24 protein-coding genes are annotated in these 23,848 nt (G+C 69.4%); 15 read left to right on the top strand and 9 right to left on the bottom strand.

From position 1 onward, the window contains the following. Positions 1-126: 126 nt before the first annotated feature. A complete protein-coding gene (locus OXS27_RS08680; protein WP_267355519.1) occupies positions 127-330 on the top strand; it encodes a hypothetical protein in 204 nt (67 codons plus the stop codon). Between the two features lie 332 nt (positions 331-662). Here OXS27_RS08680 and OXS27_RS08675 read toward each other — a convergent pair whose 3' ends face one another. From OXS27_RS08675 to OXS27_RS08665, 3 genes are all read right to left on the bottom strand, one after another. Further along, positions 663-1,031 (bottom strand): hypothetical protein, encoded by a 369-nt coding sequence (locus tag OXS27_RS08675; protein WP_267355491.1) that lies wholly within the window; start codon positions 1,029-1,031, stop codon positions 663-665. 61 nt (positions 1,032-1,092) lie between these two features. Next, on the bottom strand, positions 1,093-1,575 hold the full coding sequence (locus OXS27_RS08670; protein WP_267355490.1) for a phage portal protein: 483 nt from the start codon (positions 1,573-1,575) through the stop codon (positions 1,093-1,095). A 362-nt stretch (positions 1,576-1,937) separates the two neighbouring features. Continuing rightward, the gene (locus OXS27_RS08665; protein WP_243925338.1) at positions 1,938-2,813 is read right to left on the bottom strand and encodes an SDR family oxidoreductase; all 876 of its coding nucleotides are present in this window, start codon (positions 2,811-2,813) and stop codon (positions 1,938-1,940) included. A gap of 477 nt (positions 2,814-3,290) precedes the next feature. On the opposite strand from OXS27_RS08665, the gene OXS27_RS08660 reads away from it, so the two are divergent. Beyond that, positions 3,291-3,503, top strand: a complete 213-nt coding sequence (locus OXS27_RS08660; RefSeq protein ID WP_243925339.1) for a hypothetical protein — start codon at positions 3,291-3,293, stop codon at positions 3,501-3,503. Between the two features lie 154 nt (positions 3,504-3,657). Here OXS27_RS08660 and OXS27_RS08655 read toward each other — a convergent pair whose 3' ends face one another. Both OXS27_RS08655 and OXS27_RS08650 read right to left on the bottom strand, forming a co-directional pair. Further along, complete coding sequence (locus OXS27_RS08655) at positions 3,658-4,461, bottom strand: porin family protein (RefSeq protein ID WP_267355489.1); 804 nt, start codon at positions 4,459-4,461, stop codon at positions 3,658-3,660. 364 nt (positions 4,462-4,825) lie between these two features. Continuing rightward, positions 4,826-5,452, bottom strand: coding sequence for an urease accessory protein UreE (locus OXS27_RS08650; protein ID WP_267355488.1), 627 nt, complete (start codon positions 5,450-5,452; stop codon positions 4,826-4,828). A gap of 222 nt (positions 5,453-5,674) precedes the next feature. On the opposite strand from OXS27_RS08650, the gene OXS27_RS08645 reads away from it, so the two are divergent. From OXS27_RS08645 to OXS27_RS08630, 4 genes are all read left to right on the top strand, one after another. Then, positions 5,675-5,944 (top strand): hypothetical protein, encoded by a 270-nt coding sequence (locus OXS27_RS08645; RefSeq protein WP_007560631.1) that lies wholly within the window; start codon positions 5,675-5,677, stop codon positions 5,942-5,944. Between the two features lie 148 nt (positions 5,945-6,092). Continuing rightward, positions 6,093-6,833 carry a TerB family tellurite resistance protein gene (locus OXS27_RS08640; protein ID WP_267355487.1) on the top strand — a complete coding sequence of 247 codons (741 nt, stop codon included), beginning with the start codon at positions 6,093-6,095 and terminating at the stop codon, positions 6,831-6,833. Positions 6,834-7,003: 170 nt separating this feature from the next. Then, positions 7,004-7,177, top strand: coding sequence for a hypothetical protein (locus OXS27_RS08635; protein WP_243925343.1), 174 nt, complete (start codon positions 7,004-7,006; stop codon positions 7,175-7,177). A gap of 220 nt (positions 7,178-7,397) precedes the next feature. After that, positions 7,398-8,150, top strand: a complete 753-nt coding sequence (locus OXS27_RS08630; RefSeq protein WP_267355486.1) for an N-acetylmuramoyl-L-alanine amidase — start codon at positions 7,398-7,400, stop codon at positions 8,148-8,150. Positions 8,151-8,212: 62 nt separating this feature from the next. Here OXS27_RS08630 and OXS27_RS08625 read toward each other — a convergent pair whose 3' ends face one another. Then, positions 8,213-9,241, bottom strand: coding sequence for a TerC family protein (locus tag OXS27_RS08625; RefSeq protein WP_267355485.1), 1,029 nt, complete (start codon positions 9,239-9,241; stop codon positions 8,213-8,215). 137 nt (positions 9,242-9,378) lie between these two features. Beyond that, a complete protein-coding gene (locus OXS27_RS08620) occupies positions 9,379-10,338 on the bottom strand; it encodes a GlxA family transcriptional regulator (RefSeq protein WP_267355484.1) in 960 nt (319 codons plus the stop codon). 117 nt (positions 10,339-10,455) lie between these two features. Between OXS27_RS08620 and OXS27_RS08615 the strand changes: the two genes are divergently transcribed. Next, on the top strand, positions 10,456-11,133 hold the full coding sequence (locus OXS27_RS08615; protein WP_243925347.1) for an HD domain-containing protein: 678 nt from the start codon (positions 10,456-10,458) through the stop codon (positions 11,131-11,133). 20 nt (positions 11,134-11,153) lie between these two features. Here OXS27_RS08615 and OXS27_RS08610 read toward each other — a convergent pair whose 3' ends face one another. After that, positions 11,154-12,668, bottom strand: a complete 1,515-nt coding sequence (locus tag OXS27_RS08610) for an MDR family MFS transporter (protein ID WP_267355483.1) — start codon at positions 12,666-12,668, stop codon at positions 11,154-11,156. 346 nt (positions 12,669-13,014) lie between these two features. On the opposite strand from OXS27_RS08610, the gene OXS27_RS08605 reads away from it, so the two are divergent. Further along, on the top strand, positions 13,015-14,232 hold the full coding sequence (locus tag OXS27_RS08605; RefSeq protein WP_243925353.1) for a TIGR03862 family flavoprotein: 1,218 nt from the start codon (positions 13,015-13,017) through the stop codon (positions 14,230-14,232). A 10-nt stretch (positions 14,233-14,242) separates the two neighbouring features. Here the strand turns inward: OXS27_RS08605 and OXS27_RS08600 are convergent, their stop codons facing one another. Continuing rightward, on the bottom strand, positions 14,243-15,079 hold the full coding sequence (locus OXS27_RS08600; RefSeq protein ID WP_243925349.1) for a collagen-like protein: 837 nt from the start codon (positions 15,077-15,079) through the stop codon (positions 14,243-14,245). 232 nt (positions 15,080-15,311) lie between these two features. Here OXS27_RS08600 and OXS27_RS08595 point away from each other — a divergent pair, with 232 nt between their 5' ends. The 7 genes from OXS27_RS08595 (at position 15,312) to OXS27_RS08565 (ending at position 23,845) form a co-directional block, all read left to right on the top strand. Further along, positions 15,312-16,091: an ImuA protein gene (locus OXS27_RS08595; protein ID WP_267355482.1), complete on the top strand. Its 780-nt coding sequence runs from the start codon at positions 15,312-15,314 to the stop codon at positions 16,089-16,091. Further along, the gene (locus tag OXS27_RS08590; protein ID WP_267355481.1) at positions 16,018-17,787 is read left to right on the top strand and encodes a DNA polymerase Y family protein; all 1,770 of its coding nucleotides are present in this window, start codon (positions 16,018-16,020) and stop codon (positions 17,785-17,787) included. The genes OXS27_RS08595 and OXS27_RS08590 overlap by 74 nt, the downstream gene beginning before the upstream one ends. Then, positions 17,784-21,062, top strand: a complete 3,279-nt coding sequence (locus tag OXS27_RS08585; RefSeq protein WP_267355480.1) for an error-prone DNA polymerase — start codon at positions 17,784-17,786, stop codon at positions 21,060-21,062. The genes OXS27_RS08590 and OXS27_RS08585 overlap by 4 nt, the downstream gene beginning before the upstream one ends. Positions 21,063-21,298: 236 nt before the next feature. After that, on the top strand, positions 21,299-22,417 hold the full coding sequence (locus tag OXS27_RS08580; protein ID WP_243918781.1) for a histidine kinase dimerization/phosphoacceptor domain -containing protein: 1,119 nt from the start codon (positions 21,299-21,301) through the stop codon (positions 22,415-22,417). Beyond that, positions 22,414-22,896: a response regulator gene (locus tag OXS27_RS08575; protein ID WP_267355479.1), complete on the top strand. Its 483-nt coding sequence runs from the start codon at positions 22,414-22,416 to the stop codon at positions 22,894-22,896. Before OXS27_RS08580 ends, OXS27_RS08575 begins: the two co-directional genes overlap by 4 nt. A gap of 9 nt (positions 22,897-22,905) precedes the next feature. Further along, on the top strand, positions 22,906-23,367 hold the full coding sequence (locus OXS27_RS08570; RefSeq protein WP_267355478.1) for a hypothetical protein: 462 nt from the start codon (positions 22,906-22,908) through the stop codon (positions 23,365-23,367). A 67-nt stretch (positions 23,368-23,434) separates the two neighbouring features. Beyond that, on the top strand, positions 23,435-23,845 hold the full coding sequence (locus OXS27_RS08565) for a Uma2 family endonuclease (RefSeq protein WP_267355476.1): 411 nt from the start codon (positions 23,435-23,437) through the stop codon (positions 23,843-23,845). Positions 23,846-23,848 lie beyond the last annotated feature (3 nt).

Below are 23,848 nucleotides of genomic sequence, written 5' to 3'. Positions count from 1 at the left end.
GAATGTTTCTGCGGCGTCGGTGGACCGGTGTGAACTCGGACTGAAAACGCAAGCCATGACGTGGCGTTAAACCGAAAATCCGGTCGGTGGAGAACCGGATCAAACTGTGGAGAGGATGGGTCGGCGATGGCGATGAAGACGGCGTTCGTTGTGCCGCCGTTCGAGCTGCACCGGACGCCGCTGCGGCCCGCCCGGCAGGAGCCGGCGCAGACGGGGAGCGGTGCGCTGAAGAAGGCGGAGAACCTCGCCAACCGGATGCCAGGCGCGGCGGCGCTGAAGGTGGGCGACTATTTGTCTGTCCTGAGCTTTCGCGCAACAGCCATCAAATAACGACGGTCGGACGGGAGCGTGAGGTTGTTATAGATATCAATGAGCTCAAAAACTTCAGTTTGATCATTGGGCTCGGTATTGTGTTCGAAAAAAGCGCTCTCCGGCTTCTCAAGCGTTTCGGAGATGACACGAAGCAAGCGCGTTGCGTTGCTTTGGCCCCTGGAATGTGGCGCTTTCGGTTTATCCGATGAGCCCATCTCCGGCTCGCCTCTTCTGGACTGTTACGTTTCGTACAAAGCCGGCCCTACTGTAGATCGTTAAGCCCAGAAATTACTCACTGGGTGATTATTATTGCATCAGCTGGAGAGTTCAATCCCGGCGGCTGGAGGCTGTCACCGGCTTATTGATGCGAACTCCCAGACCGGGATACCCGGCGTCTGCCCCTTGAGGAACCGGTAGCCCGAGGTCTGGGCGAACGACACGCGGTCGGCATGGACCGCCTGGGCTGCGCCGGTGCTGAGCATGAGCGCACCGCAGGAATCGACACGCAGGGTTCCGTTCTGCGGATGCACGCCGAACAGCTCGGGCGCGGTCCAGCCGAGCCGATGCGCCTCGGCTCCGAACCGATCGATGAAGGTCAGCGCGTTCGCCCGGATCGCCGCCCATTTCACCGGAGCGAGATACCGGCAGGGTGAGGCGTGTTCGGACAAGCGCTCGATCTGGTCGCGCCAGGAGGCGACGGCAGGCGGGAGGTCTGACATGGCCGCTGCGGTAGGCGCGCCTGGTTAACGCGGCGTCACCCGCAAGTCGCCGCCGTCATCGTCATCGACGAGAACGGCAAGGGTCCGGGGATGCGGCTACGGGCGGCGGCATCCGATGCAACCTAGAGCCTGTCGGCTCCTGAGGGGGGTGGCCGGAGCCGGCGAGCGGCGCGATCACGTTCTCGCGCAGGTCCTTGCGCTGATCGGGCTTGAGGACCTGGTCCATCTGCAGCACGCCGCTCGGACGCACGCCGTTGGCGGACAGCTTGTTGGACACCTCGTCGGCCGCGAGCGCCGCCGAGACCGTCTGACGGGCGAACTTCAGCGGCGACAGCCCGCGCAGCCCGTCGCTGCCGAAGGCGCGGAGGTGAAACACGTCGGCCTCGCCGAGCGCGCGGAAGCCCAGCGGGTCGGCATAGTCGTAGGCCAGCGCGCCGGGTCTCGCGATGGGGACCATCGTCGAGCGGACGCGGAACAACGGGACGACGGGGCGGGGTATCACGCCCAGAGCGTCATCAAAAGGGACGGCGTCGTTCACCGCCATGCCCGGACCTTCGACCGACATGCCGCGGCTGCGGCCTTGATCAAGAAGCGCGAGGCGGCACTCGACGCGCCCGGCGCCCTCGCCCAGGCGACGACTGAGGATCCGATCCTCGGGGCGTGATCCGTCGGCCGTCGTCGCAGCCGATCATCGCTTTCGCGCTCTAACACCACCATCGAGGCGGCGCGAGTGGGCGAAACGGACCGCAGTCTCGCCGTGGTAGCTGCTGAGTCGAAGGGACTGGCCGGCCAGACCGCCGGAGGCCACCGACAGACAGCTGCGGGTCACACGTGACCCGCAGCTGTCTGGAAGCTAGAGTTTCGAAAGGGCCGCATGCCCCATTGGGATCCCGCCGGCCGGCGGTATCACAGAACCGGCATCGCCCCCGCAACCGTGATGAGCGCGCCCGAGGTGTAGCTGCTCTCGTCCGAGGCCAGCATCACGTAGGCCGAGGCGAGCTCGGCCGGCTGGCCGGGGCGGCCGAACGGCACTTGGCTGCCGAACGACGTCACGGCATCCTGGCTCATCCCAGACGGGATGAACGGGGTCCAGATCGGCCCCGGCAGCACGCCGTTCACGCGTACGCCCTTTTTGGCCAACAACTGCGCGAGGCTCAGCACCATGTTGCTCAGGGCACCCTTGGTGGCGCTGTACGCCATCAGCGTCGGCATCGGGTGCTTCGAGTTGACCGAGGAGGTGAAGATCACCGAGGCGCCGGGCTTCATGTGGGGGAGTGCCGCCTTGGTCACGTAGAACGGCCCGAACACGTTCGTGCGGAAATGATCCTCGAAGATATTGTCCTCAATCGCGTCGAGATCCTGGTTTGGCTGCTGGAACGCGCCGTTATTGACCAGCACGTCCAGGCGTCCGAACACTTCCACGGTGCGGGCGACGATCTGGCGCCCATAGGCGGGGTCCTTGAGATCGCCGGGCAACAGCAGCGCACGCCGGCCCGCCTTCTCGATCCACTGGCTCACCGCCTCTGCATCCGCCTGCTCCTCCGGCAGGTAGGAGATCGCGACATCCGCCCCCTCCCGGGCGAACGCGATCGCGACCGCACGGCCGATGCCGCTGTCGCCGCCGGTGATCAGCGCCGCGCGCCCGGTGAGCTTGCCTGAGCCTTTGTAGCTCTGCTCGCCGTGATCGGGCTCAGGCTCCATGCGGCCGGTCTTGCCGGGGAAGCTCTGCGGCTGCGCCGGGAAGGGCGGGCTAGGATATTTTTGGAGTGGGTCCGTAGTCACGTATCGTCTCCGGTTGAATGCTGGTCCAACCGGATGGCGACAGGGGGTGTTCCGAACCGCGTCGCCGCGCCCGATCCGCCGATGTCGCGGTGGGTGTGCAGGGCGTGCATGTCGACACAGGTCAGCAACAGGCGCCCCCCAGTCTTGGCACCGAGGAGGCGCCACGATGATTGAGTTCCAGCCCGAGGATCGTGCGGCCCGCCTGATCGACCGTGTCCTGCTCGGGGCCGCGATGCTCTCGCTCACCTTCGGTCTGGCCACCGGACTCTGGGGGTTGCTGCATTGAGCGCGCTGCGGCGTGCTGCCACGGATCGTGACCGGTGATGCGGATCGGCCGCCCGGAGCGGCGCGGATCCGACGGGATTGCGGGCGTGCTGATCGGCGCGGGGCTTGCGCTGCTCGCGCTGGCGCTTCTGTTTGCCGGTTTCCCGTGACCGGCCGCTGCGGACCGTGGCCCGGCGATGACGATCGGCCGTGATGCTGAACCGCGCCCTGCTCGTGGCCGTGCTGCTCGCGGTCGCCGCCTTCCTGATCTATTTGGCCAACCTCGCCCGCGACGCGCTGTCGCCGAACGAGACCTACGCGACCAGCATCGGACTGACGCTCGACCAGTGCGTCTCGGTGCAGGACGGCCTCGCGCCGGAGGAGGCGCGCGCGTACTGCCGGCGACCCGTGCCGAAGCGCCTTTGAGCCGCCGCCTCCGGCCTGGATCCACGAACGCGAAACATCCCGGGCGCGGAGTCCCGGGACGTTCGATCGGATCGGCGCTGGGCAGCCCAGGCGCGGGCTACTGCAGGATCGCCGTACGAAGCCCGGCTCGATATTCGCTCCGGCGCGACGCGGCTCAGCTGCCGAACTTGTAGTTCAGCCCCACGCGACCGAGCACGCCCTCGTTCTGGAAGCGCGTGACGTAGGCGCCCTGGCCGCGCTTGATTGCCGGCAGCAGAACCGTGCTGTTGCCGAGGTTGTAGTACAGCGCCTCGGCCTTCACCGTGACGGCGTTGGAGTGGAAGACGTTCACGAAGGAGTCGCTCGGCAGGGCGTATTCGATGCCGCCGCCGGCCGCGTAGCCTGTATCGACGCGCGAACGGCCGCCGAAGAAGGTCGGCTCGCCCGCAGGCGTCTGGAAGGCGGCCCGGTCCTTGACGGACGCGTAGGCGAAGCCGCCGGTTCCGTAGACCAGGACACGATCGAAGGCGTAGCCGACGCGGCCGCGCACCGTGCCCAGGAAGTCGCCCGTTTGCCAATAGCTGCTGATGCCGCCGAACTGGCCGACGACGCGGCGGGTGCGGTTCAGGTCCGTATAGCTTGCGTCGGTCTCGACGCCGACCACGAAGCCCGAGCCGGGGGTGAACTGATAATTGTAGCCGAGCTGCCCACCGCCGGTGAAACCGTCCTGCGGCAGCGGGAGGGCGGCCGGACGGTTCCCGATGCGGACACCATCGTTGCCCGGGAAGACGCCCGCTGTCCGCACCGTATCCTGGGTCGTCGTGATGTATCCAGCGTTCAAGCCGAAATACGTGCCCGTCCAGGTGAACACCGGCACGGGGATCGGCGCAGGCGGGAGCGCGCGGCGGGGCAGATCGGCAGCCGAGGCTGCAGCCGTCAAGGTTGCGAAGGCTGCCGCGGAGACAATGAGCTTGTTCATATGAACCGTTCCAGGATGAAGACCCTGAAGCGGATGTAACAATGGGCCGTCTTGGACGCTGTGATTGAACTGCAACAGTCCATTTCATAGCATATTCAACAAATATCTGCGCAATATTTTGATATGTAGCCATTTTTCTTGAGTTAAAGTCCGACATTCATGCATCGGACAGCGATTTTTGTGTCCCGTAAGCTGGAGGTCGATTTAGAATAACGTCTTCGATATGCGGGCGGGACCTGCCGCTTACGCGGCGGCTCGTCCGTCCCGCGGGGCAATGGCGGGGCACGATCGGGCGCCGTTCCCGGCTACAGGCTTCGCCGCGACGGCCCCGCGCCGCCGCCTCGTCCGCGCGGGCGGCCCGTCTCTAATGGTCGTGTCCGCAGCCTGGGCCATGAACGTGGCCGTGGTCGTGCCCGTGGTCATGCGTGTGACCGTGATGGTCGTGTTCATGCGCATGATCGTGGGTTTCGTGGGCGTGGCCGTGATGAGCATGGTCGTGGTGGTCATGACCATGATCGTGCCCGTGATGGTCATGGCTGTGATCGTGACCACAGGTGCTGTGATCGTGGGCCGTGCGCTCGGGTCGGAACGGCCGCGAGACCGGGCTGGCGAGGCAACCCTGGCCCCGCACCAGCTCAGCCGCGGCGGCGGTCGCCGGGACGTAGAGCGCGTCAGCGGTGATCTCGGCGGGCACGTGGCTGCTGCCGAGCTGCCAGGCGAGGCGCATCAGCCGGGCCGGATTCTCGGCGCCCACCTCGAGCAGATCCTGCGCGGCGGCCCGCACCGCAACGAGGCGGCCGTCGTCGAGGCGCAGCGCATCGCCGTCGTCGAGGTCCGCGGCCTTGGTGAGAGCCACCGTGAAATCGAGCCCGCCCTCGGCCACCAGTGTCTCGGGCAGCGCGGATCGGCCTGCATGGTCGAGGCTCACGGTGTCGGCGACGCGGTCGGCGCGCACCGCGGCCCGGCGGACGATCGTGGTGGCTGTGGGCATGGGACCCTCCGAAATGGTGCCGCGGCCCCCAATCAGGGTTCCGTCTGAGGCGCGAGGCATAGGGCGAGACGGGAACCGGGCGCAACTCCGGTCGCGCGCCGATGGAACCTTAGCCGTAGGGTCGCGATTGCATTGCTGCTAAGCTCGGGGCGATCCGCCACGATCACGGCCATTGGCCGGACCGGCTGCACAGACCGGATGCACAAGGGAGTTCTGGGGACCATGAAGAAGCTCACTGCTGCCGCCCTCGCCACCATCGCCGCCCTGTCGCTCGGCGCCTGCAACACCCCCGAGGACCGGGCGCTCGGCGGCGCCGGTCTCGGTGCGCTCACCGGCGCGGCGATCGGCGCGGCCGCGACGGGTCGCGCGGGCGGTGCGCTCGCCGGCGCGGCGATTGGCGGTGCCGGTGGCGCCATTGTGGGCGCTTCGACCGCGCCGCGCTGCCCCTACGGCACCTACCGCGACGCCTACGGCAACATCTACTGCCGCTGAGCCAAAGCGGGCCGGGCTATGGCCCGGCCCTTCCGCACGGCCTGAGGAGCGTTTATTCCGGCGCTGAGCCGGGGCATCCCGGTGCCGGACCTACGCCGCCCACGATGATCGCACCGCGTCGACGATTCGCCCCTGAGCCGGGTCGCCTATGACGTCGGCGGCCGAATCTCATGGCGTCTGGGGTAAGATCGGCGGGGCCGGCCTGGGCCTCGCGATCGGTGGCCCCCTCGGGGCGCTGGTCGGGGGTGTCGCGGGCCATTTTCTGCTGGACCGAGTCGGCGCGCCCTTCGGCCGGACCCCGCGCGACGTGGTGTTCACCACCGGCCTAGTGGCTTTGGCCGCCAAGATGGCCAAGTCCGACGGCGTCGTGCTGCCCTCCGAGGTCGAAGCCTTCGGCCGGGTCGTGCAGGTGGAGCCCGCCGCACGTGCGGGCGTCGAGCGTCTGTTCGATCTGGCGAAGAAGACCACGAACGGCTTCGAGGCCTATGCGCGCCAGCTCGCCACGACCTTCGGCGACGAGCCGGCCCTGCTCGAGGACGTGCTAGACGGCCTATTCCAGATCGCGGGTGCCGATGGGGCGCTCCACGAGGCTGAGGAGCGCTACCTCCGCGCTGTCTCCAGTATCTTCGGCTTCGACGAGGCCGCGTTCCGGCGCATCGCCGCCCGGCACGTGCGGCTGCCCGACGATCCCTACGCCGTCCTCGGCCTCGACCGGGACGCTGACGATGCGGGCCTGAAGGCCCGCCATCGGGCACTCGTGGCCGAGCATCATCCCGACCGGGCGCTCGCCCGCGGCCTGCCCACGGAGGCCGTGGCGATCGCCACGCGGCGGCTTGCGGCAATCAACGCCGCCTACGATCGGATCGTGGAGGAGCGCGGTCTGCGGTGAGCGTCGGCCGTCCCGGGCGGCCGGATCCGCGTAACTGGCCTTCAACGCGATGATGGGTTCGTGTGCGGCCTTCTGCCCGGGCGCATCGACGGTGACGCGACTTGGCGCGATGAACCAAAGCAAGTGTAGCGCATTAATCCGCCGCGTCTTGATGAACCGGGAGAGGATTCATGGCAACACATTCTGCTCAGTGGCAAGAGGGCATGGCGGCCAAGAAGGCCGGTCAATTGTCCCGTGACAATCCGTATGTGGTCGGCTCTCAGCAAAGTGCCGATTGGCTGGATGGCTTCACTTGCGACGAGCCGGAGCAGAACGTGGATCGTCCAGAGCCGGGCGAAGGTTAGGTCCCCACTGGGGCCGGCCGAGCTCGCTTGCACCGGCTGGGAATCCCTTCAATCGCCGTGGGGTCGCGGTGTGGACGCGCCGGCGTCGGATCCGCCCGAGCATGCCGCATTCTGCTCCGGGCCGGCCATCCGGCAGCTCCGATCAGGGGCGCCGTCCGGATCACCATCAAGGGCCGGACGGTCCAGTGCCTCCCGGCGTGAACCGTGGCACAAGCGCGCCATGACGCTGACCCCAGACAGCCCCCTCGCCCGCCGCGTCGCCCCTTCGCCGAACCATGGGGAGCGCCGGGGCAGCCGTCCCGACATGCTGATCTTGCACTACACCGGGATGGAGAGCGGGGCCGCCGCCCTGGCGCGGTTGCGCGACCCGCTGAGCGAGGTCTCGGCCCATTACCTCGTGTTCGAGGATGGCGGCACTGTCCAACTGGTGCCGGAGGCGCGCCGGGCCTGGCACGCGGGTGCAGGCACGTGGAAGGGGGAGACCGACATCAACTCCCGTTCTTTCGGTATCGAGATCGTCCATCCCGGCCATGCCGGTGGGCTGCCCCCCTACCCGGAGGTGCAGATCGATGCCGTGATCGCGTTGGCGCAGGACATCCTGGGCCGCTGGCCGATGCCGCCGGAGCGGGTGCTCGCCCATTCCGATGTGGCGCCCGAGCGCAAGGAGGATCCTGGCGAGACCTTTCCCTGGGACCGGCTCGCGGCGGCGGGGATCGGCCATCACGTGCCACCCGCCACCCTGCGGGACGGCCGCTTTTTCGCCCAGGGCGATGCCGGCCAACCCGTCGAGGCCCTGCAGGCGATGTTCGGCCTCTATGGCTACGATCTGCCGGTCACCGGCCTGTTCGACGCGCGCACCCGGGCCGTGGTCACTGCGTTCCAGCGCCATTTCCGGCAGGCGCGGGTGGACGGCGTGGCCGACGCCTCGACCATCACCACCCTGCGCGATCTCATCGCGGCCATGCCGACGTAGGGCTCAGAGCCAGGGCTATGCCCTGGACCCGCGAAAGGACTTGGTCCTCTCGAAACCTGATGTCAGGCCCGGTGAGCGTTCGCCTCTCGTGGTGCCGGGCCCGTCACCGCCTTCGCCGTGTCGGTCCGGGTCCGCCACAGGCTGTAGGCGACGCCAGCTGCCAGGAAGGCGAGCGTCACCACCAACGAGACCCACGGCTGCACCGTAATGAGCCCGAACGTGTCGGCGACCACGATCTTGGTGCCGATGAAGATCAGGATGAAGGCCAGCGCCGTCTTGAGATAGGCGAAGCGGTCCACCATCGCGGCGAGCGCGAAGTAGAGAGCGCGCAGGCCCAAGATCGCGAAGATGTTGGAGGTGTAGACCACGAAGGTGTCGGTGGTGATCGCGAAGATCGCCGGCACGCTGTCGACCGCGAAGATCACGTCGGCGCCGTTGACCAGCACAAGCGCCAGCGCCAGCGGCGTGAACCACAGGGCGACCTTGCCGGTCTTCGGGTCGGTCTTGCGGATCGCGAAGCGCTGGCCGTGCAGGGTCGGCGTGACTCGGAAGGTCTTCTTGAACCAGCGCACCACGGCACTGTTCTGGAAGTCGCCCTCCTCCTCAGCGCCCGAGAACAGGATCTTCAGGCCGGCATAGATCAGGAAGGCGGCGAACAGCGAGAGCACCCAGTGCACCTGATGCACCAGGGCGGCGCCGAGCCCGATCATCAGGCCGCGCAACAGCACCGCCGCCAGGATGCCCCACAGCAGGACACGATGCTGGGCGGCACGGGGGATGCCGAGTGCCGTGAGGATCATCGCGATGACGAAGACGTTGTCCATCGACAGCGACTTCTCGACCACGAGGCCGGTGACGTATTCCTCGCCAGCCTGGGGCCCGAGATACCACCAGATCCAGCCGCCGAAGGCGAGACCGAGGGCCAGGTAGAAGCCTGTGAGCAGAAGGCTCTCCCGGACGCCGATCTCGTGCTCCTTGTCCCGGTGCAGGAGACCCAGATCGAAGGCGAGCAGGCACGCGATCAGGACGTGGAACCCGAGCCACATCCACAACGGCTTGCCGAGCCATTCGACGGTGAGAACGTCCATCATACGCGGGACCTGATGCTGATTCCGAAAGGAAAGCATCGGCTCCGACATCACGGGCGCTGAACAGCGCCCGCCAGAGGGGCCCGCAGCCGATCCATTCGAGGTAAGCGGTGATCCGGGCGAATCAAGGGCAACGCGCCTCAGCCTTGGGCATGCCGCCGCCGATACTCCGCGGGCGTCGTGCCGACCCGCCGCTGGAAAGCGCGTCGGAAGGTGTCGGCATCCCGGAACCCGCAGGCGCCCGCAACCCGCTTCAGGGCGACACCACCGGTCTCGAGGAGGCGGCGGCCGGCCTCGATCCGCACGGTTTCGACATAGGCGGCCGGGGTCAGGCCGGTCTCGGCCCGGAACAGGCGCGCGAAATGGCGTGGGCTCATACCGGCCCGCCCCGCGAGGTGGTCGACGCCGTGATCCGCCGCCGGGTGGGCGGCGACCCAGCGCTGCACTTCCTGGAGGGCCGAGCGGCCGGACGGGGCGCTGACGCCGCGGCGGCTGAACTGCATCTGGCCCCCGCCGCGCTTGAAGAACATCACGAGTTGGGCCGCCACGAGACGGGCTATCTCGGGCCCCTCGTCCTCCTCCACAAGCGCCAGCGCGAGGTCGAGCCCGGCCGTGACGCCGGCCGCGGTCCGGAGCTTCCCGTCGAACAGGCAGATCGCGTCGGGCTGGACCCGTGCCTGAGGGTAGCGCGCTGCCAGCTTGTCCGCGACGGCCCAGTGGGTCGTGACCCGGCGGCCGTCGAGGAGACCGGCCTGCCCGAGCAGGAAGGCCCCGCTACAGACCGAGCCGTAGCGTCGGCACCGCGCCGCCGTTCGGCTGAGCCACGCGAGGAGATCAGGCCCGAATGCCGCCTCATGGATCCGCGGCGCGCCCGCGACGAGGAGCGTGTCGAAGGCCACATCTGCGGGGGCGACCAGATCCGGCAGCAGTCGCCGGCCCGACGATGTCGTGATGGGTCCGGGTTCCGTCCCGACGAGGGCGAGGCTGTAGGCCGCGCAACCGCTCTGCACGTTCGCCTCGGCGAAGACATCAAGCGGCCCGGCCACGTCGAGGAGCTGGACATCGGGCAGGGCGAGCAGCGCGATCGATCGGGGCGCCATGGGGACTCCGTGGCCGACGGTGCCAGCATTTTGGCAGAGATCGTCGTCTCACGACGATTGATGCCAAGCCGGCCTCCTCGTAGCTCGAAGCGGTCCTCAGCGCAAAGGAGCCCGTCCATGAGTTTCCGGTTCGAAGCCGCCATCCCTGACAGCACGCTGGCCCGAGCGATCACCGAATTCGTCCGCGACAGCGAGACCGAGTTGCTCTTCAACCATTCGAGCCGGGTCTATCAGTTCGGTGCCATAGCCGGGATCAGACGTAGTCTGACCTTCGACCGCGAGCTGCTCTACGCGGGCGCCATGTTCCACGACCTCGGCCTGATGCCGGATCACAGCAGTGCCACGGAGCGCTTCGAGGTGGACGGCGCCAATGCCGCTCGCGATTTCCTCAAGGCCCACAAGGTGCCGGAGGCGGACATCACTACGGTCTGGACCGCCATCGCGCTCCACACCACGCCCGGCATCCCGGTCCACATGCATCCGGTGGTCGCGCTGGTGACGGCCGGCGTCGAAATGGATGTGCTGGGCCTCACCTACGGGCAGTATTCCGATGCCGAGCGCGAAGCAGTCGTCTCGGCTTATCCCCGCACGCCGGACTTCAAGGAGGACATCATCCAGGCCTTCTACGACGGCATCCGGCACAAGCCGGACACCACCTTCGGCAACGTGAAGGCAGACGTGATCGCCGACAAGGACCCGAGCTTCCGCAGGAGCAATTTCTGCAGCGTGATCCGGGCTTCACGCTGGCCCGGTGGCGCACATGAGTCGGGCTGCGGCTGCGGCCAGCACGCTTGAGGCGCATCCGCGTATAAGGCTCAGACCGACCTCTCCGGCGTGCCGCTCATCTTAGGCGTGCCCTGCCCGCCCAGCGGCCGCTCCTCCATCAGCGCCAGGAACCCGAAGGCCGCAAGCAGGCCCAGGCAGGCGGCCGCGAACACGTACCGGAAGGTCAGGGCGAGCTGCGCCGGGTCGGCGCCGCGGATCAGGCTCTCCACGTCATGGCCCCCGGCTCCGCCCGCGACGCCGCCGAGCACGATCGTGCCGAACGCCGCCACGATCAGCGCACCGCCCAGGGACCGGAAGAAATTCATCGCCGCGGTGGCGATGCCGAGCTGGTGGCGGGCCACGGCGTTCTGGATCGCGATGGTCGACAGCGGCAGGATCGTCCCGATCCCCATGGAGAGCAGCGCGAACAGCACCTCCATCAGCCAGAAGGGTAGCGCCCGCCCCTGCCACGCGATGACGGCGCAGCAGGCAAGGCTGATGCTCATCATGGCAAGCGGCAGGCGCTTGTAATGCCGAAAATAGATCATCGAACGGCCCGACAGGGTCGCGCCCGTCACGGTACCGACCATCAGCGGCACCAGCGCGACGCCGGACTCGCTTGCCGAGAGGCCGATCACCCCTTCGAGGAAGATCGGCACGTAGATGGTCAGCCCGATGAAGGTGCCCATGGCGAAGCAGGCCGACAGTGTCGCGCTGTAGACCACTTGGTTGCGTAGCACTTCGGTGGGGATCAGCGGCTCCGCCGCCGTGGCGAGTCTGGCTGCGAAGCCGCCGCAGAGCACCAGGGCCAGGGCGAGGAGGCCCAGCACCGGTGCCGAGCCCCAGGGATAGCGCACGCCGCCCCAGCTCAGGGCGAGCAGCAGGGTGATCGAGCCCGCGACCATCAAAGCGGCCCCGGGCCAGTCGAGCCGATGCCGGCGGTCGTGACGCGGCAGCCGCTTCAGGTTGGCGTTGGTCAGCACGAAGGCGAGGACGCCGATCGGCAGATTGATCCAGAAGATCAGCGACCAGTGGAGGTGCTGGGCGAAGAACCCCCCGAGCAGCGGCCCCGCCACCGAGGCCGTCACGAACACCCCCGCGATGATAACCTGATAGCGCGCCCGCTCCTTGGGAGACATGATGTCGGCCAGGATGATCTGGGCGAGCGCAATCAGCCCGCCGCCGCCGATGCCCTGGAGGCCCCGGGCCAGCGCCAGCGTCACCATCGTGGGGGCCAGCGCGCAGGCGAGCGATCCGATCACGAAGGTCGCGATGGCGATCAGCAGCATGATCCGCCGGCCGTGGATGTCGGAGAGCTTGCCGTAGAGCGGCGTCACCGCCGTGGAGGCCAGCAGGTAGGCGGTGACGATCCAGGGGAGGTTGGCGGCGTCGCCCAAAGCCAGCCCGATGGTCGGCATGGCGGTCGCCACGATGGTCTGGTCCAGGGCCGCGAGCAGCATCGCAGTCATCAGGCCGTAGACGATCGCGCGGATTTCAGCCTGGCCGAGCTGGGCCTGCGCGGCGGGGATGCTCGGGGTCCCAGTGATGGCGACGGGGCTGGCCACGTATCTGAGTCTCTGCGGTTCGGGGTGCGGGCGGCCGAGCCTGGCGCGTCGATCGCGGCAGCTTCGGGGACGGGGGAGAATTTTTTTCTGCAGGTCTGGGTTCCGTCATAAAGGAGCCGCTTGCGCGGCGAGTCCGGTGCCGGATCCCAGATCAGGTTCCGCTGACGCGTCACCTGTCCGAGACAGGGGCGGTCAGGAGGAAACGCTGCCTTTTCCCGGGCGCATGCAGCGCCAGCGGAATGCGACCCGAGAGCCAGCACAGGACTTGCCGCGAAGCGGCTCGGCCTCAGTCCACCGACGGCAGCCACCCTTGACAGGACCGGCCCGCCTGCCGCTCTCCCGACGGATGCCGCAGGATAGGGACGAGATCGCCATCGTGGGCGGCGGGCCGGCCGGGCTCGCTGCGGCCGAGGTGCTGGGCGAGGCTGGCTGCGCCGTCACGGTCTACGAGCGGATGCCCTCCGTCGCCCGCAAGCTGCTGATCGCCGGGCGGGGCGGCCTCAACATCACCCACAGCGAGGCGCGGGCGGACTTCCTCGGCCGCTACCATCCGCAAGGGTATCTCGACGCCGCCATCGCGGCCTTCCCGCCCGAGGCCCTGCGGGACTGGTGCGCGGACCTCGGCGAGCCGACCTTTGTCGGATCGAGCGGGCGCGTCTTTCCGCAGAGCTTCAAGGCCTCGCCCTTGCTGCGGGGCTGGCTCGCGCGGCTCGACCGCCTCGGCGTCCGGATCCGGACCCGGCACCGGCTCACGGCCCTGGACGCGGCGCTGACGATCGAGGCCCCGGACGGCTCCCTCGAAATCCGGCCCCGGGCGGCCCTGCTGGCACTCGGCGGCGCGAGCTGGCCGCGCCTCGGCTCGGACGGGCGCTGGGTGCCGCTCCTCGAAGGGCTCGGCGTGGCGGTGTCGCCCCTGCGCCCGGCCAATGTGGGTTTCGCGGTGGCGTGGTCCGACCTGTTCCGGGACCGGTTTTCCGGGGCGCCGCTGAAGCGGATCGCTCTCGCCTGCGACGGCGCCAGGACGCGCGGCGAGGCCGTGGTCACGCAAACCGGTCTCGAGGGCGGGGCGGTCTATGCCCTGTCCCGCACCCTACGCGAGGCGATCGCCGCCCGAGGGAGCGCCAAACTCGTTATCGACCTGCGCCCTGACCTGACCCGGGACGCCCTCGCCCGCCGCCTGTCCGGCGCCCGGCCGGGCGACTCGACCGCGACCCGTCTGCGGAAGGCCGCGGGGCTCCCGCTAGTGGCGGCGGGCCTTCTGCGCGAGGCGGCCGGCGCCGCCCTCCCGGCCGATCCCGGGATGCTCGCCGGGCTGATCAAGGCCGCGCCGCTGACTCTCACCGCCCCGGCGCCGATCGAGCGGGCGATCTCGACGGCGGGCGGAGTCCGGCTCGACGCCATCGACGGGCGATCGATGCTGCGCGCCCGTCCCGGCCTGTTCCTGGCCGGCGAGATGCTGGACTGGGAGGCACCCACCGGTGGCTACCTGCTCCAGGGCTCCATCGCGGGGGGCCGGGCGGCGGCCGCCGGGATGCTCGAGTGGCTGGCCGAGACCGGCGGCTGAGCCCGGCGACCTACGGCCGCGTGCAGAAGCCCACGATCCCCGCGGCCTCCGCCGGGCAGGAAGCGCCCTCCCCGTCATAGACCGGCGTGCCGACCTTGAGGCAATGGGCGGTCACCAGCGTCTCCCCGCCCTCGCAGGTCACGGTGCAGCCGCCTGCGCAGTCGGATTTGCGCACCGGCCGCAGGACGGCGGTGGCGCCGGCCTCACCCCGCGCTCCTGTCCCGCCCGGCGTTCCGGACAGACCTCTCGGCCCCGGAGCGCCCTGGAGGCCGGAAATCCCTGTCTCGCCCGGTTCGCCCTTCGGGCCGGGTGCGCCCTGCGGACCAGCCGGACCCTGGGGACCGGCTTCGCCCCGGGGACCCATCTCGCCCTTGGGCCCCATCTCACCCTGGGGACCTTGATCGCCCTTGGTACCTGCTTCGCCTTTGGCGCCCGTCTCACCGGGTGGCCCTGCGGCGCCCTGAGGGCCGGGCGGGCCCGGCGGTCCCTCGGGGGCGCAGTTCGCCACCACCGCCTCGCGCTCGTCCGGTTCGGATTTAAGCGTCACCACGCAGGTCGCGGGCCGGTAGGGCACCCGGAAGACGAACCGGCCCCGTCGGTCGGCCTGGATCGAGATGTCGTCGTCCAGCACCACGATGGCGCCGGGCTTGCGCACCGAGCCCGAGACCCGTAGGTCGCCGGCCTCGATGCGGGCGTCGTAGACCATGATCGGCTGGCTCGGCGTCTGCGGCGCCCGGGCCTGTCGTCGCGGTGCGGGGACGCCTTGGCCCCCCGGATCCGCCGGCTGCTGGGCCAAAGCCGCCCCCGACAGGGCGAGCAGGAGCGTGAGGGCGAGGGCTGGGCGCATGCGCGGTCCGTATCGGCCGCGTCAGGCACGCGGCAGCCGCCTTGTGGGCTCGCCCTGCGATTGCGGTCAACCGGGGCCGTTGAATCCGGTGGCAGCGGCTGCCTCCACAGGCGTCCACACCTGTCCACAGGCCAAGCTGCTGCTCTGACGCGAGATTCAGGAGCCCCGCCGAAACCGTTTGTGCATGTTCTTGTTATGTTCTTATCGTCGGGCATGACTGGAGCCGACGGAGATGGGGCTGGACCCTGCGGACGAGACCGAGCGGGACCCCGCACGCGGCTTACGGCAGGCCCGGCTGGCCGCCCTGCGGGCGCGGCTCGCGCCGCCAGACGGTGGCCGGAATCCGCGCCCGGTCCTGCCGCTCGGCCTGCACGCCCTCGATGCACACCTGCCCGGCGGCGGCCTCGTGCTCGGGCCACCCCACGAGATTGCGCCGGCGACGCCCGCGGACACGATCGCGGCCCTTGGCTTCGCCCTGGCGCTCTGTGCCCGTCACCTCGCCGGGCAGCCCGGCGCGACGCTGATCGTGGCCGCGCCGGGCCAGCCCCTACCCTACGGCCACGGCCTTGCCGGCCTCGGCCTCGATCCCACCCGGCTGCTCCTGCTGGAGGCCAGCAGCGATGCGGAGGTCTTTCGCGCGCTGGAAGCGGCCCTGCACGCCCGTGCGCTTACGGCCCTCATCGGCCTGCTGCGGGCCGGGATGCCGCTGAAGCCGGGCCGGCGCCTGCAGCTTGCCGCGGAAGGCTCTGCCCCGCCGCTCCTGCTGCTCCTGCGGCCCGCGGAAGCCGGGATGCCCAACGGGGCCGCCACCCGCTGGCTGATCGCCGCCGCGCCCGCATCCCGGGACCGGTTCGGCACCCTCGACAAGCCGCGCTGGCGGGCGCGACTCGAACGCTGCCGCAACGGGCGCGGCGGCGACTGGCTTCTGGAGTGGGACCATGCCGCGCATCGTCTGCATCTGCTTGAGTCACTGGCCGGTGACGCGGCTGCGGCGGGCCGGTCTCGCGCCTGAGGGCGGCCCGCTGGCGGTGGCGGCCGAGGGGCCGGGCGGCCTGCGGCTCGTGGCCCTTGATCCGAAGGCCCTCGCCCTCGGCCTGCGGCCCGGCGAGCCCCTCGGCCGGGTCCGGGCGCGGATCGGCGTACCGCTTCAAGTCTACCCCGCCGACCGGGATGCCGACCGGGACGCCCTGATCCGCCTCTGCCGCTGGGCTTACCGCTACGCGCCCCTCGTGGCGCCGTTCGGGCCGGCCGAGGCCTCGGACGGGCTCTACATCGACGTCGCCGGTGCGAGCCACCTGTGCGGCGGCGAGGCGAACCTCGTCGACGACCTCGCCGGACGCCTCGCGCGGTCGAAGATCCCGGCGCGGATCGCGCTGGCCGACACGCCCGGCGGCGCCTTCGCGCTGGCCCGCCACGGCGCGACCGACCGGATCATCGTACCGCCGGGCGGGGCCGCCGAGGCGTTGCGATCCCTGCCCGTGGAAGGCTTGCGGCTCGATCCCGGCACGGTCTCGGGCCTCAGGCGGCTCGGCCTGCGCCGGATCGGTGAACTCGACGCCCTGTCCCGAGGTTCGCTCGCCCGGCGCTTCGGTGCGGCGCTGCTGCTGCGCCTGGATCAGGCCCTGGCGCGCCGGCCCGAGCCGCTGACACCCCTGACGGAGGCAGCCGACTACGCCGCCGCCCGTGGCTTCCTCGACCCGATCGGCCGGCAATCGGACATCGTCCGGACCGGCCGTGACCTGATGGCGGAACTCGCGCCCCGGCTGGAGCGGGACGGGCGCGGCGCCTGCGCGGTGCGTCTCGCCCTCCATCGGGTCGACGGCGCGGTCCGCGATCTCGATCTCGGCCTGTCCCGCCCCGAGCGCGATCCCGAGCGGGTCGCGGCCCTGGTCTCCCTGCGCCTCGACCGGCTGGGGGCTGCCCTCGATGCGGGTTTCGGCTTTGAGACGGTGACGCTGGCCGTGACGGTGACGGGCGCCATGCCGGCCCGCCAGACGGATCTCGGCACGGCATCCGCGGGCGACGGGGTTGGGTTCCTGGCCGACGCCCTGGCGCAGCGGCTCGGGCGGGCGCTGCTGCGGTTCGAACCGCGGGCGAGCCATCTGCCGGAGCGGGCTGACGGGGGTGTTGGTTGGGTGGCCGGAGAGGGGCACGGATCGGTGCCGAGTTTGGGTCTTGGCCAGACACAGGCGCCACCCCCTCCCCCCCCTGCGGGGGAGGGTGGCCCCCGAAGGGGGTCGGGAGAGGGGAGCGACGCTGCAAGAGAAGGCGCCGGCCTTCATGACGGTCGCGTTCCTTCCGGAAACGTCGCTCCCCTCTCCCGACCCTCGCTGACGCGCGGGCCACCCTCCCCCGCAGAGGGGGGAGGGAAATCGCACGCCCTTACTTCCCTCGTCGATACCCCCTGGCCCGATCATCTCCCGCCCCGCCCCCTGGTGCTGTTCCCCCGGGGCGAGGCCGCCTGCGATGTGCTCTCGACCATCCCGGAGGGGCCGCCCAGGCGGTTCCGCTGGCGCGCGCAGATCCACCGCGTCACCCATGCCGAGGGGCCAGAGCGGGTCGCCGCCGAGTGGTGGCACGCGCCCGGGAACGACCGGGACTATTACCGCATCGAGTGCGAGGCCGGTCACCGCCTCTGGCTCTACCGCGACGGGCCGCATGCCCCCGACCGCCCGGCCGCGTGGTACGTCCACGGGCTGTTCGCGTGAGCGATCTCGCCTACGCCGAACTCGCCGTCACCACGAACTTCTCCTTCCTGCACGGCGCCTCGCACCCGCAGGATTACGTCGTGCAGGCGGCTTCCTACGGCCTGCGCGCGATCGGCATCGCCGACCGCAACACCGTGTCCGGCGTGGTGCGGGCCCATGCGGCGGCGCTGGCGCTGGAGGGCACCGCGATCCGGATTCTGCCCGGCGTACGCCTCGTCACCGAGGAGGGGTTCGAAGCCGTCACCTACCCGATGGACCGGGCTGCTTGGGGGCGTCTCTGCCGGCTGCTGACCCTCGGCAACCGGCGGGTCCGAAAAGGGGAGTGCCGCTTTTCCTTTGCCGAGATGCTGGAGGCCGCCGAGGGGCAGATGTTCATCGCCATGCCGCCGGCAAGGCGTCTGCAGGAGGGGTTCCGGGCGCGGCTGGAGGCGCTCGCCGCCGCCGCCCCGGGCCGGACCTTCCTGGGGGCGAGCCACACCCGCCGCGGCGACGAACGGCGGCGCCTCGGCCTGCTCGCCGAACTGGGCGCGGCTTCGGGCGCCCCGATGGTCGCGGTCTCGGACGCGCTCTACCACCACCCCGAACGGCGCCCGCTCCAGGATGTGGTCACCTGCATCCGGGAAGGCTGCCGGATCGGGGAGGCCGGCTACCGCCTGGAGGCCAATGCCGAGCGCCACCTGAAGCCCCCCACCGAGATGGCCCGGCTGTTTGCCGACCATCCGGGGGCGCTGGCCCGCACCATCGAGATCGCGCAGGCCTGCGACTTCTGCCTGTCCCAGCTGCGCTACGAATATCCCGATGAGCCGGTGCCGCCCGGTCGCACGCCGCAGGACTATCTGGCGGAAAAGACCTTCGAGCGGGCACGCTGGCGCTACGGCGGTGAGGTTCCGGCCGCCGTCGCGGCAACGCTCCACGAGGAGCTGCGGCTCATCGCCAAGATGGACTATGCGCGCTACTTCCTGACCCTGTTCGACGTGGTCGAATTCGCTCGCAGCAAAGGCATCCTCTGCCAGGGGCGTGGCTCGGCGGCCAATTCCGCCGTGTGCTTCTGCCTCGGCATCACCGCGGTGGACCCGTCCAAGCACCGGCTTTTGTTCGCCCGCTTCATCTCGGAGAACCGGGGCGAGCCCCCCGACATCGACGTCGATTTCGAACACGAGCGCCGCGAGGAGGTGATCCAGCACCTCTATGCCCGCTACGGCCGGGAGCGCGCCGCCCTCTGCGCCACGGTGATCCATTACCGCCCCCGCATGGCGATCCGCGAGGTCGGCAAGGTCTTGGGCCTGACCGAGGACGTGACGGCGGCGATCGCCGACACGGTCTGGGGCTCCTGGGGCACCGGCATGCCGGACCAGCACGTGCGTGAGGCCGGGCTCGATCCCGACAACCCCGCGATCCGGCAGGCACTCGACCTCGCTCATCAGCTGATCGGCTTCCCCCGCCACCTGTCGCAGCATGTCGGCGGCTTCGTGCTGACCCGCGGCCGCCTCGACGAGACCGTGCCGGTGGGCAATGGCGCCATGGCGGACCGCACCTTCATCGAGTGGGACAAGGACGACATCGACGCCATCGGCCTGATGAAGGTCGACGTGCTGGCGCTCGGCATGCTGACCTGCCTCAAGCGCGGCCTCGACTTTCTGGAGCGCGACCACAACACCTTCTACGAGACGCTGGCCGACCTGCCCCGGGAGGATCCCGCCACCTACGCGATGCTGGCGAAGGCCGATTCCGTCGGCGTGTTCCAGGTCGAGAGCCGGGCGCAGATGTCGATGCTGCCGCGCCTGAAGCCGAAGGAATTCTACGACCTCGTGGTGCAGGTGGCGATCGTGCGCCCCGGCCCGATCCAGGGCGACATGGTCCATCCCTACCTGCGGCGGCGGTCCGGGATCGATCCGGTAGAGTACCCCGCCCCGCATCCGGACTATGGACCGGCGGACGAGTTGAAGGAGGTCCTGCACAAGACCTACGGTGTGCCGCTGTTCCAGGAACACGCCATGCAGATCGCCATCACGGCCGCGGGCTTCACCCCGGCCGAGGCCGATGGCTTGCGCCGAGCGATGGCGACCTTCCGCCATGTCGGCACGATCGGCGGGTTCGAGGAAAAATTCATCGGCGGCATGACACGCCGGGGCTATCCGAAGGATTTCGCCGAGCGCTGCTTCGCGCAGATTAAAGGCTTCTCAACCTACGGTTTCCCGGAGAGCCACGCGGCGAGCTTCGCACTCCTCGTCTACGCCTCGGCCTGGATGAAGTGCCGGCACCCCGACGTCTTTCTGGCCGCGATCCTCAACGCCCAGCCGATGGGCTTCTACCAGCCGGCGCAGCTCGTGCGCGACACCCGCGCCCACGGGGTCGAGGTGCGGGGCGTCTGCGTCAATGCCAGCGACTGGGACTGCACCCTGGAGCCGGCCGCGAACCCGGAGATGCACGCCGTGCGGATCGGCCTGCGCGTCGTGCGCGGCCTGCCCGAGGCTGCGATGCGCAGGCTCGTGCGGCTGCGCGCCAACGGCTATGCCAGCATCGAAGGCTTGCAGGCGTCCCTCGCCCTGCCCCGCAACACCCTGGAGCGGCTGGCCGAGGCGGATGCGTTCCGGTCGCTCGGCCTCGACCGGCGTGCCGCCCTATGGATGGTCCGTACCCTGGAGGGGACGTCATCCCGCAAGGCCGCAAAGGCCGACGGCACCGAGCGCCGCGCCCATCTCCTCGATGCGCCCCTGCCGCTCTTCGCGTGGCACGCCGATGACGGCCTGTTCCGGCACGAGCCGGCTGTGGAGCTACCGGCTTTGGCCCCGTCCGAGGCGGTGGCCGAGGATTATGCCGCCACCGGCCTCTCGCTCCAGGGACACCCGGTCGCCTTCTTCCGGGGGCGGCTCGCCCGGATCGGCGCGATCCCGGCCCGGGCCCATCTCGATCCCGCCTTGCCCCAGGGGGCGCGGGTCACGGTGGCGGGGCTCGTGCTGATCCGCCAGCGGCCGGGCACCGCCAAGGGCGTGGTGTTCCTGACCCTGGAGGACGAGACCGGTATCGCCAACGTGATTGTCTGGAAGACGGTGTTCGAGGCCAATCGCCGGGCCGCCATGCAGGCCCGGTTCCTGGCTGTGCGTGGCCGGATCCAGCAGGCGGATGGGGTGGTCCACCTCGTGGCGGAGGGGTTTCGCGATCTCACCGCTTCCTTACGCGACCTGCGCGAGGCCGGGATGACGCTGCCCCCCGAGAAGACGGATTTCGGCGTGCCCCCGGACCGGCGGATGTATCCCAGCCGGGACTTCCACTGAGTCCCTAGGGCGCGACTCTAGGATGTTGCCTTCGACATTATCCCCTTGGATTTATTCTGGTCGCCCGAATGGGTTGATCACCCAAGGTGCGGCGTTCTGTCTACCGAAATATGGACCTTCCGCGCATTGGCCCCGAACCGATCCCATGACTAGGTGGTTAAGCTCGCGATTGCGGAAGCGCAGCCACGACCCGATTGCCGGAGGTGACGAACGCCGGGCAGAAGAGAGCAGGTTCGATGGAACAGCCCGACGCTTGGCATCAGACGGACCGGCTCGATACCGAACAGGGCAAGGGCGATCCCTTCGCCGCCGCGGTCCGCGCCACGCGGATGCCGATGATCATCACCAATCCGCGGCTTGCCGACAACCCGATCGTCTTCGCCAACGACGCCTTCCTGCGGATGACCGGCTACGACCGCGCCGAGGTCATGGGCCGCAACTGCCGCTTCCTCCAGGGCAAGGAGACTGACCGCGGCGCCATCGCGCTGATCCGCGAGGCGGTCACGGCCCGCACCGACATCGCGATCGACATCCTGAACTACCGCAAGGACGGGGTGCCGTTCTGGAACGCGCTCTATCTGAGCCCGGTCGTCAACGAGGCCGGCGAGGTGTTGTTCTTCTTCGCCTCGCAGCTCGACGTCACCGACCGGGTGGACGCGCATCTGCGGGTCCAGCAGGAGAAGGACCGGTTCGAGGCGGAGGTCTCCAAACGCACCCGTGACCTGACCGAGGCGCTGGCCACGCAGACCATGCTGGTCCATGAGGTCGATCACCGGGTCAAGAACAACCTGCAAATGATCGCGGCCCTGTTGTCCATGCAGACCCGGGCGATCACCGATCCGGCCGCCCGCACCGCCATGCAGGCGATGCTGACCCGGGTCGAGGCGCTGGGGACGGTCCATCGGCGGCTCTACCAGTCCAACAATGTCGAGCGGTTCGACGTGGCCGAGTTCGCCCGCGACCTCGCCACCGATCTCGTCCGCGGTTCCGGCGACCGGATCCGCCTGCATCTCGACCTAGAGGCGGTGGAGATCCCGGTCGCCAAGGCGCCGCCCGTGGCGCTGATGATGAACGAATTGATCACCAACGCTCTCAAGCACGCCTTCCCGGGCGACCGCCCGGGGCGGCTCTCCGTGACGGTGGCGCCGGACGAGGCCTACTTCACCATCAAGATCGCCGATGACGGCATCGGCATGCCCCTCCAGGTGATGGAGCAGCGCTCCTTCGGGAAGCGCCTGATCGGCACACTCTGCCGCCAGCTCAATGCCAGCATCGCCTGGATGACCAACGATCCCGGAACGATCGTCACCATACGCCTGCCGCGCGAGATGGCCGGCGGTCTGGAGGCTGCGTGACCGAGCCGCTCAAGATCCTCGTCGTCGAGGATGAAGCCCTCATCCTGATGCAGATCGAGATGATGCTGGAGGACGCTGGCCACTGCGTCGTGGGCACGGCCATGACCGCCCGGGAGGCCATCGCCCTCGTCCACGAGACAAGGCCCGAGTTGGTACTCATCGACCTGCGCCTCGGCGACGGCTCCTCAGGTCTCGACGTGGCGCAAGCGGTGCGCGATCTTGGCGGTATCACGGCCGCGTTCATGACCGCCAACGCCCAGGCGCTCAGCGATGATATGGCGGGAGCCACGGCGGTGATCGCCAAGCCGTTTACCGGTACGGTACTGGAAGAATCTCTGACCTACCTGGAGGATTGCGTGCGCCGGCCGCCGCCAACCGCGAGCGTGCCGCCGGGGATGCGCGTCGCCGAGGCGTGGCTCGCGAATTTTGCCCGGATGCGGGCCGATTCGACCCCTCGACAGGGGCCGCGCCGCAGCTAGAGTGCTGTCATGCCGAGCTTGACCGTGACGCGCCTCCTGGCCGCCCTCGCCTGCCTGCCGCTCCTCGCGGCGGCAGCCCGGGCCGATACCTGCGACGACCTCGCCCGGCAGATCGCGGGGGCGATCGGTGGCAAGGTCGGCAAGCGCGCTGGCCCCAGCATCGACATCCGCCTCGCCGGGCTGATCAAGTTCGACGTGACCTGCCGGGCCGAGCCGATCGTGCAGGCAACCTCGGCCGAGCCCGCCCCCTCGGCGACCTTCTTCCGCGACCTGTCGGTGGCCTCCGAGATCCTGATCGGAGAAGCGGCCGCCACGGTCGAGCCGATCATCGCCAACGCCTACCGGACGTCCCTGTCGGAGCGGCGCAAGTCGTTCATCCAGCAGAACGGCTGGTCGGCCTCCTGCTACACCGACCCGGGCAGCACCACGATGCGCACCCTGTGCTCGGTGGGGCGCATCCCGCCGGGATAAGGCGCCCTTGACCGGGCGAGCGGCCGGCGGGACCCTCCGCACCTGTCGAGTCTGCCCGGGCTATCCCATGACGATTCTCGAGACACAGCCCGTCCACAGGACCGATCCCCACCGGGGGTTCTGGGACTTCATCGTGACGCGTCCCGACGAGGAGAAGTGGGAACTCATCGAGGGCCAGATCGTGATGCAGGCCCATCCGAGCCTCGTGCACCAGGTCATGGTCGTTAATCTCCAGCGCCTCCTGAACGAGGGGCTGGCACAGTCGGGCTCGACGTGGATCGCCCTTCACGACCTGACCATCGACCTCCGACCCTTCATTACGGGACATACCTACGTCCCTGATGTCGCGGTCATCGATGCGGCGACCATCGAGGCTGACCAGAACGTCGTCGACGGCTGCTATCTGGCTGCCGAGATCCTCTCGCCGAGCGACCACCGAAAGCTCCCCGGCACGCGCCAGACGAAGATCGACGTCTAGCGT

It is taken from the genome of Methylobacterium sp. GC_Met_3, assembly GCF_026540775.1.
Lineage (GTDB): Bacteria > Pseudomonadota > Alphaproteobacteria > Rhizobiales > Beijerinckiaceae > Methylobacterium.
This window is presented reverse-complemented; position numbering and strand designations above follow the sequence as displayed.

Excerpts from the sequence above, each read along its gene's own strand:
- OXS27_RS08650 (WP_267355488.1), bottom strand. The coding sequence starts at position 5,452 with ATGCCCACAGCCACCACGATCGTCCGCCGGGCCGCGGTGCGCGCCGAC.
- OXS27_RS08570 (WP_267355478.1), top strand. The coding sequence starts at position 22,906 with ATGCCGAGCTTGACCGTGACGCGCCTCCTGGCCGCCCTCGCCTGCCTG.
- OXS27_RS08655 (WP_267355489.1), bottom strand. The coding sequence starts at position 4,461 with ATGAACAAGCTCATTGTCTCCGCGGCAGCCTTCGCAACCTTGACGGCT.
- OXS27_RS08615 (WP_243925347.1), top strand. The coding sequence starts at position 10,456 with ATGAGTTTCCGGTTCGAAGCCGCCATCCCTGACAGCACGCTGGCCCGA.
- OXS27_RS08660 (WP_243925339.1), top strand. The coding sequence starts at position 3,291 with ATGCTGAACCGCGCCCTGCTCGTGGCCGTGCTGCTCGCGGTCGCCGCC.
- OXS27_RS08595 (WP_267355482.1), top strand. The coding sequence starts at position 15,312 with ATGGGGCTGGACCCTGCGGACGAGACCGAGCGGGACCCCGCACGCGGC.
- OXS27_RS08605 (WP_243925353.1), top strand. The coding sequence starts at position 13,015 with ATGCCGCAGGATAGGGACGAGATCGCCATCGTGGGCGGCGGGCCGGCC.
- OXS27_RS08580 (WP_243918781.1), top strand. The coding sequence starts at position 21,299 with ATGGAACAGCCCGACGCTTGGCATCAGACGGACCGGCTCGATACCGAA.
- OXS27_RS08635 (WP_243925343.1), top strand. The coding sequence starts at position 7,004 with ATGGCAACACATTCTGCTCAGTGGCAAGAGGGCATGGCGGCCAAGAAG.
- OXS27_RS08640 (WP_267355487.1), top strand. The coding sequence starts at position 6,093 with ATGACGTCGGCGGCCGAATCTCATGGCGTCTGGGGTAAGATCGGCGGG.
- OXS27_RS08590 (WP_267355481.1), top strand. The coding sequence starts at position 16,018 with ATGCCGCGCATCGTCTGCATCTGCTTGAGTCACTGGCCGGTGACGCGG.
- OXS27_RS08680 (WP_267355519.1), top strand. The coding sequence starts at position 127 with ATGGCGATGAAGACGGCGTTCGTTGTGCCGCCGTTCGAGCTGCACCGG.
- OXS27_RS08630 (WP_267355486.1), top strand. The coding sequence starts at position 7,398 with ATGACGCTGACCCCAGACAGCCCCCTCGCCCGCCGCGTCGCCCCTTCG.
- OXS27_RS08620 (WP_267355484.1), bottom strand. The coding sequence starts at position 10,338 with ATGGCGCCCCGATCGATCGCGCTGCTCGCCCTGCCCGATGTCCAGCTC.
- OXS27_RS08670 (WP_267355490.1), bottom strand. The coding sequence starts at position 1,575 with ATGGCGGTGAACGACGCCGTCCCTTTTGATGACGCTCTGGGCGTGATA.
- OXS27_RS08565 (WP_267355476.1), top strand. The coding sequence starts at position 23,435 with ATGACGATTCTCGAGACACAGCCCGTCCACAGGACCGATCCCCACCGG.
- OXS27_RS08675 (WP_267355491.1), bottom strand. The coding sequence starts at position 1,031 with ATGTCAGACCTCCCGCCTGCCGTCGCCTCCTGGCGCGACCAGATCGAG.
- OXS27_RS08625 (WP_267355485.1), bottom strand. The coding sequence starts at position 9,241 with ATGATGGACGTTCTCACCGTCGAATGGCTCGGCAAGCCGTTGTGGATG.
- OXS27_RS08600 (WP_243925349.1), bottom strand. The coding sequence starts at position 15,079 with ATGCGCCCAGCCCTCGCCCTCACGCTCCTGCTCGCCCTGTCGGGGGCG.
- OXS27_RS08645 (WP_007560631.1), top strand. The coding sequence starts at position 5,675 with ATGAAGAAGCTCACTGCTGCCGCCCTCGCCACCATCGCCGCCCTGTCG.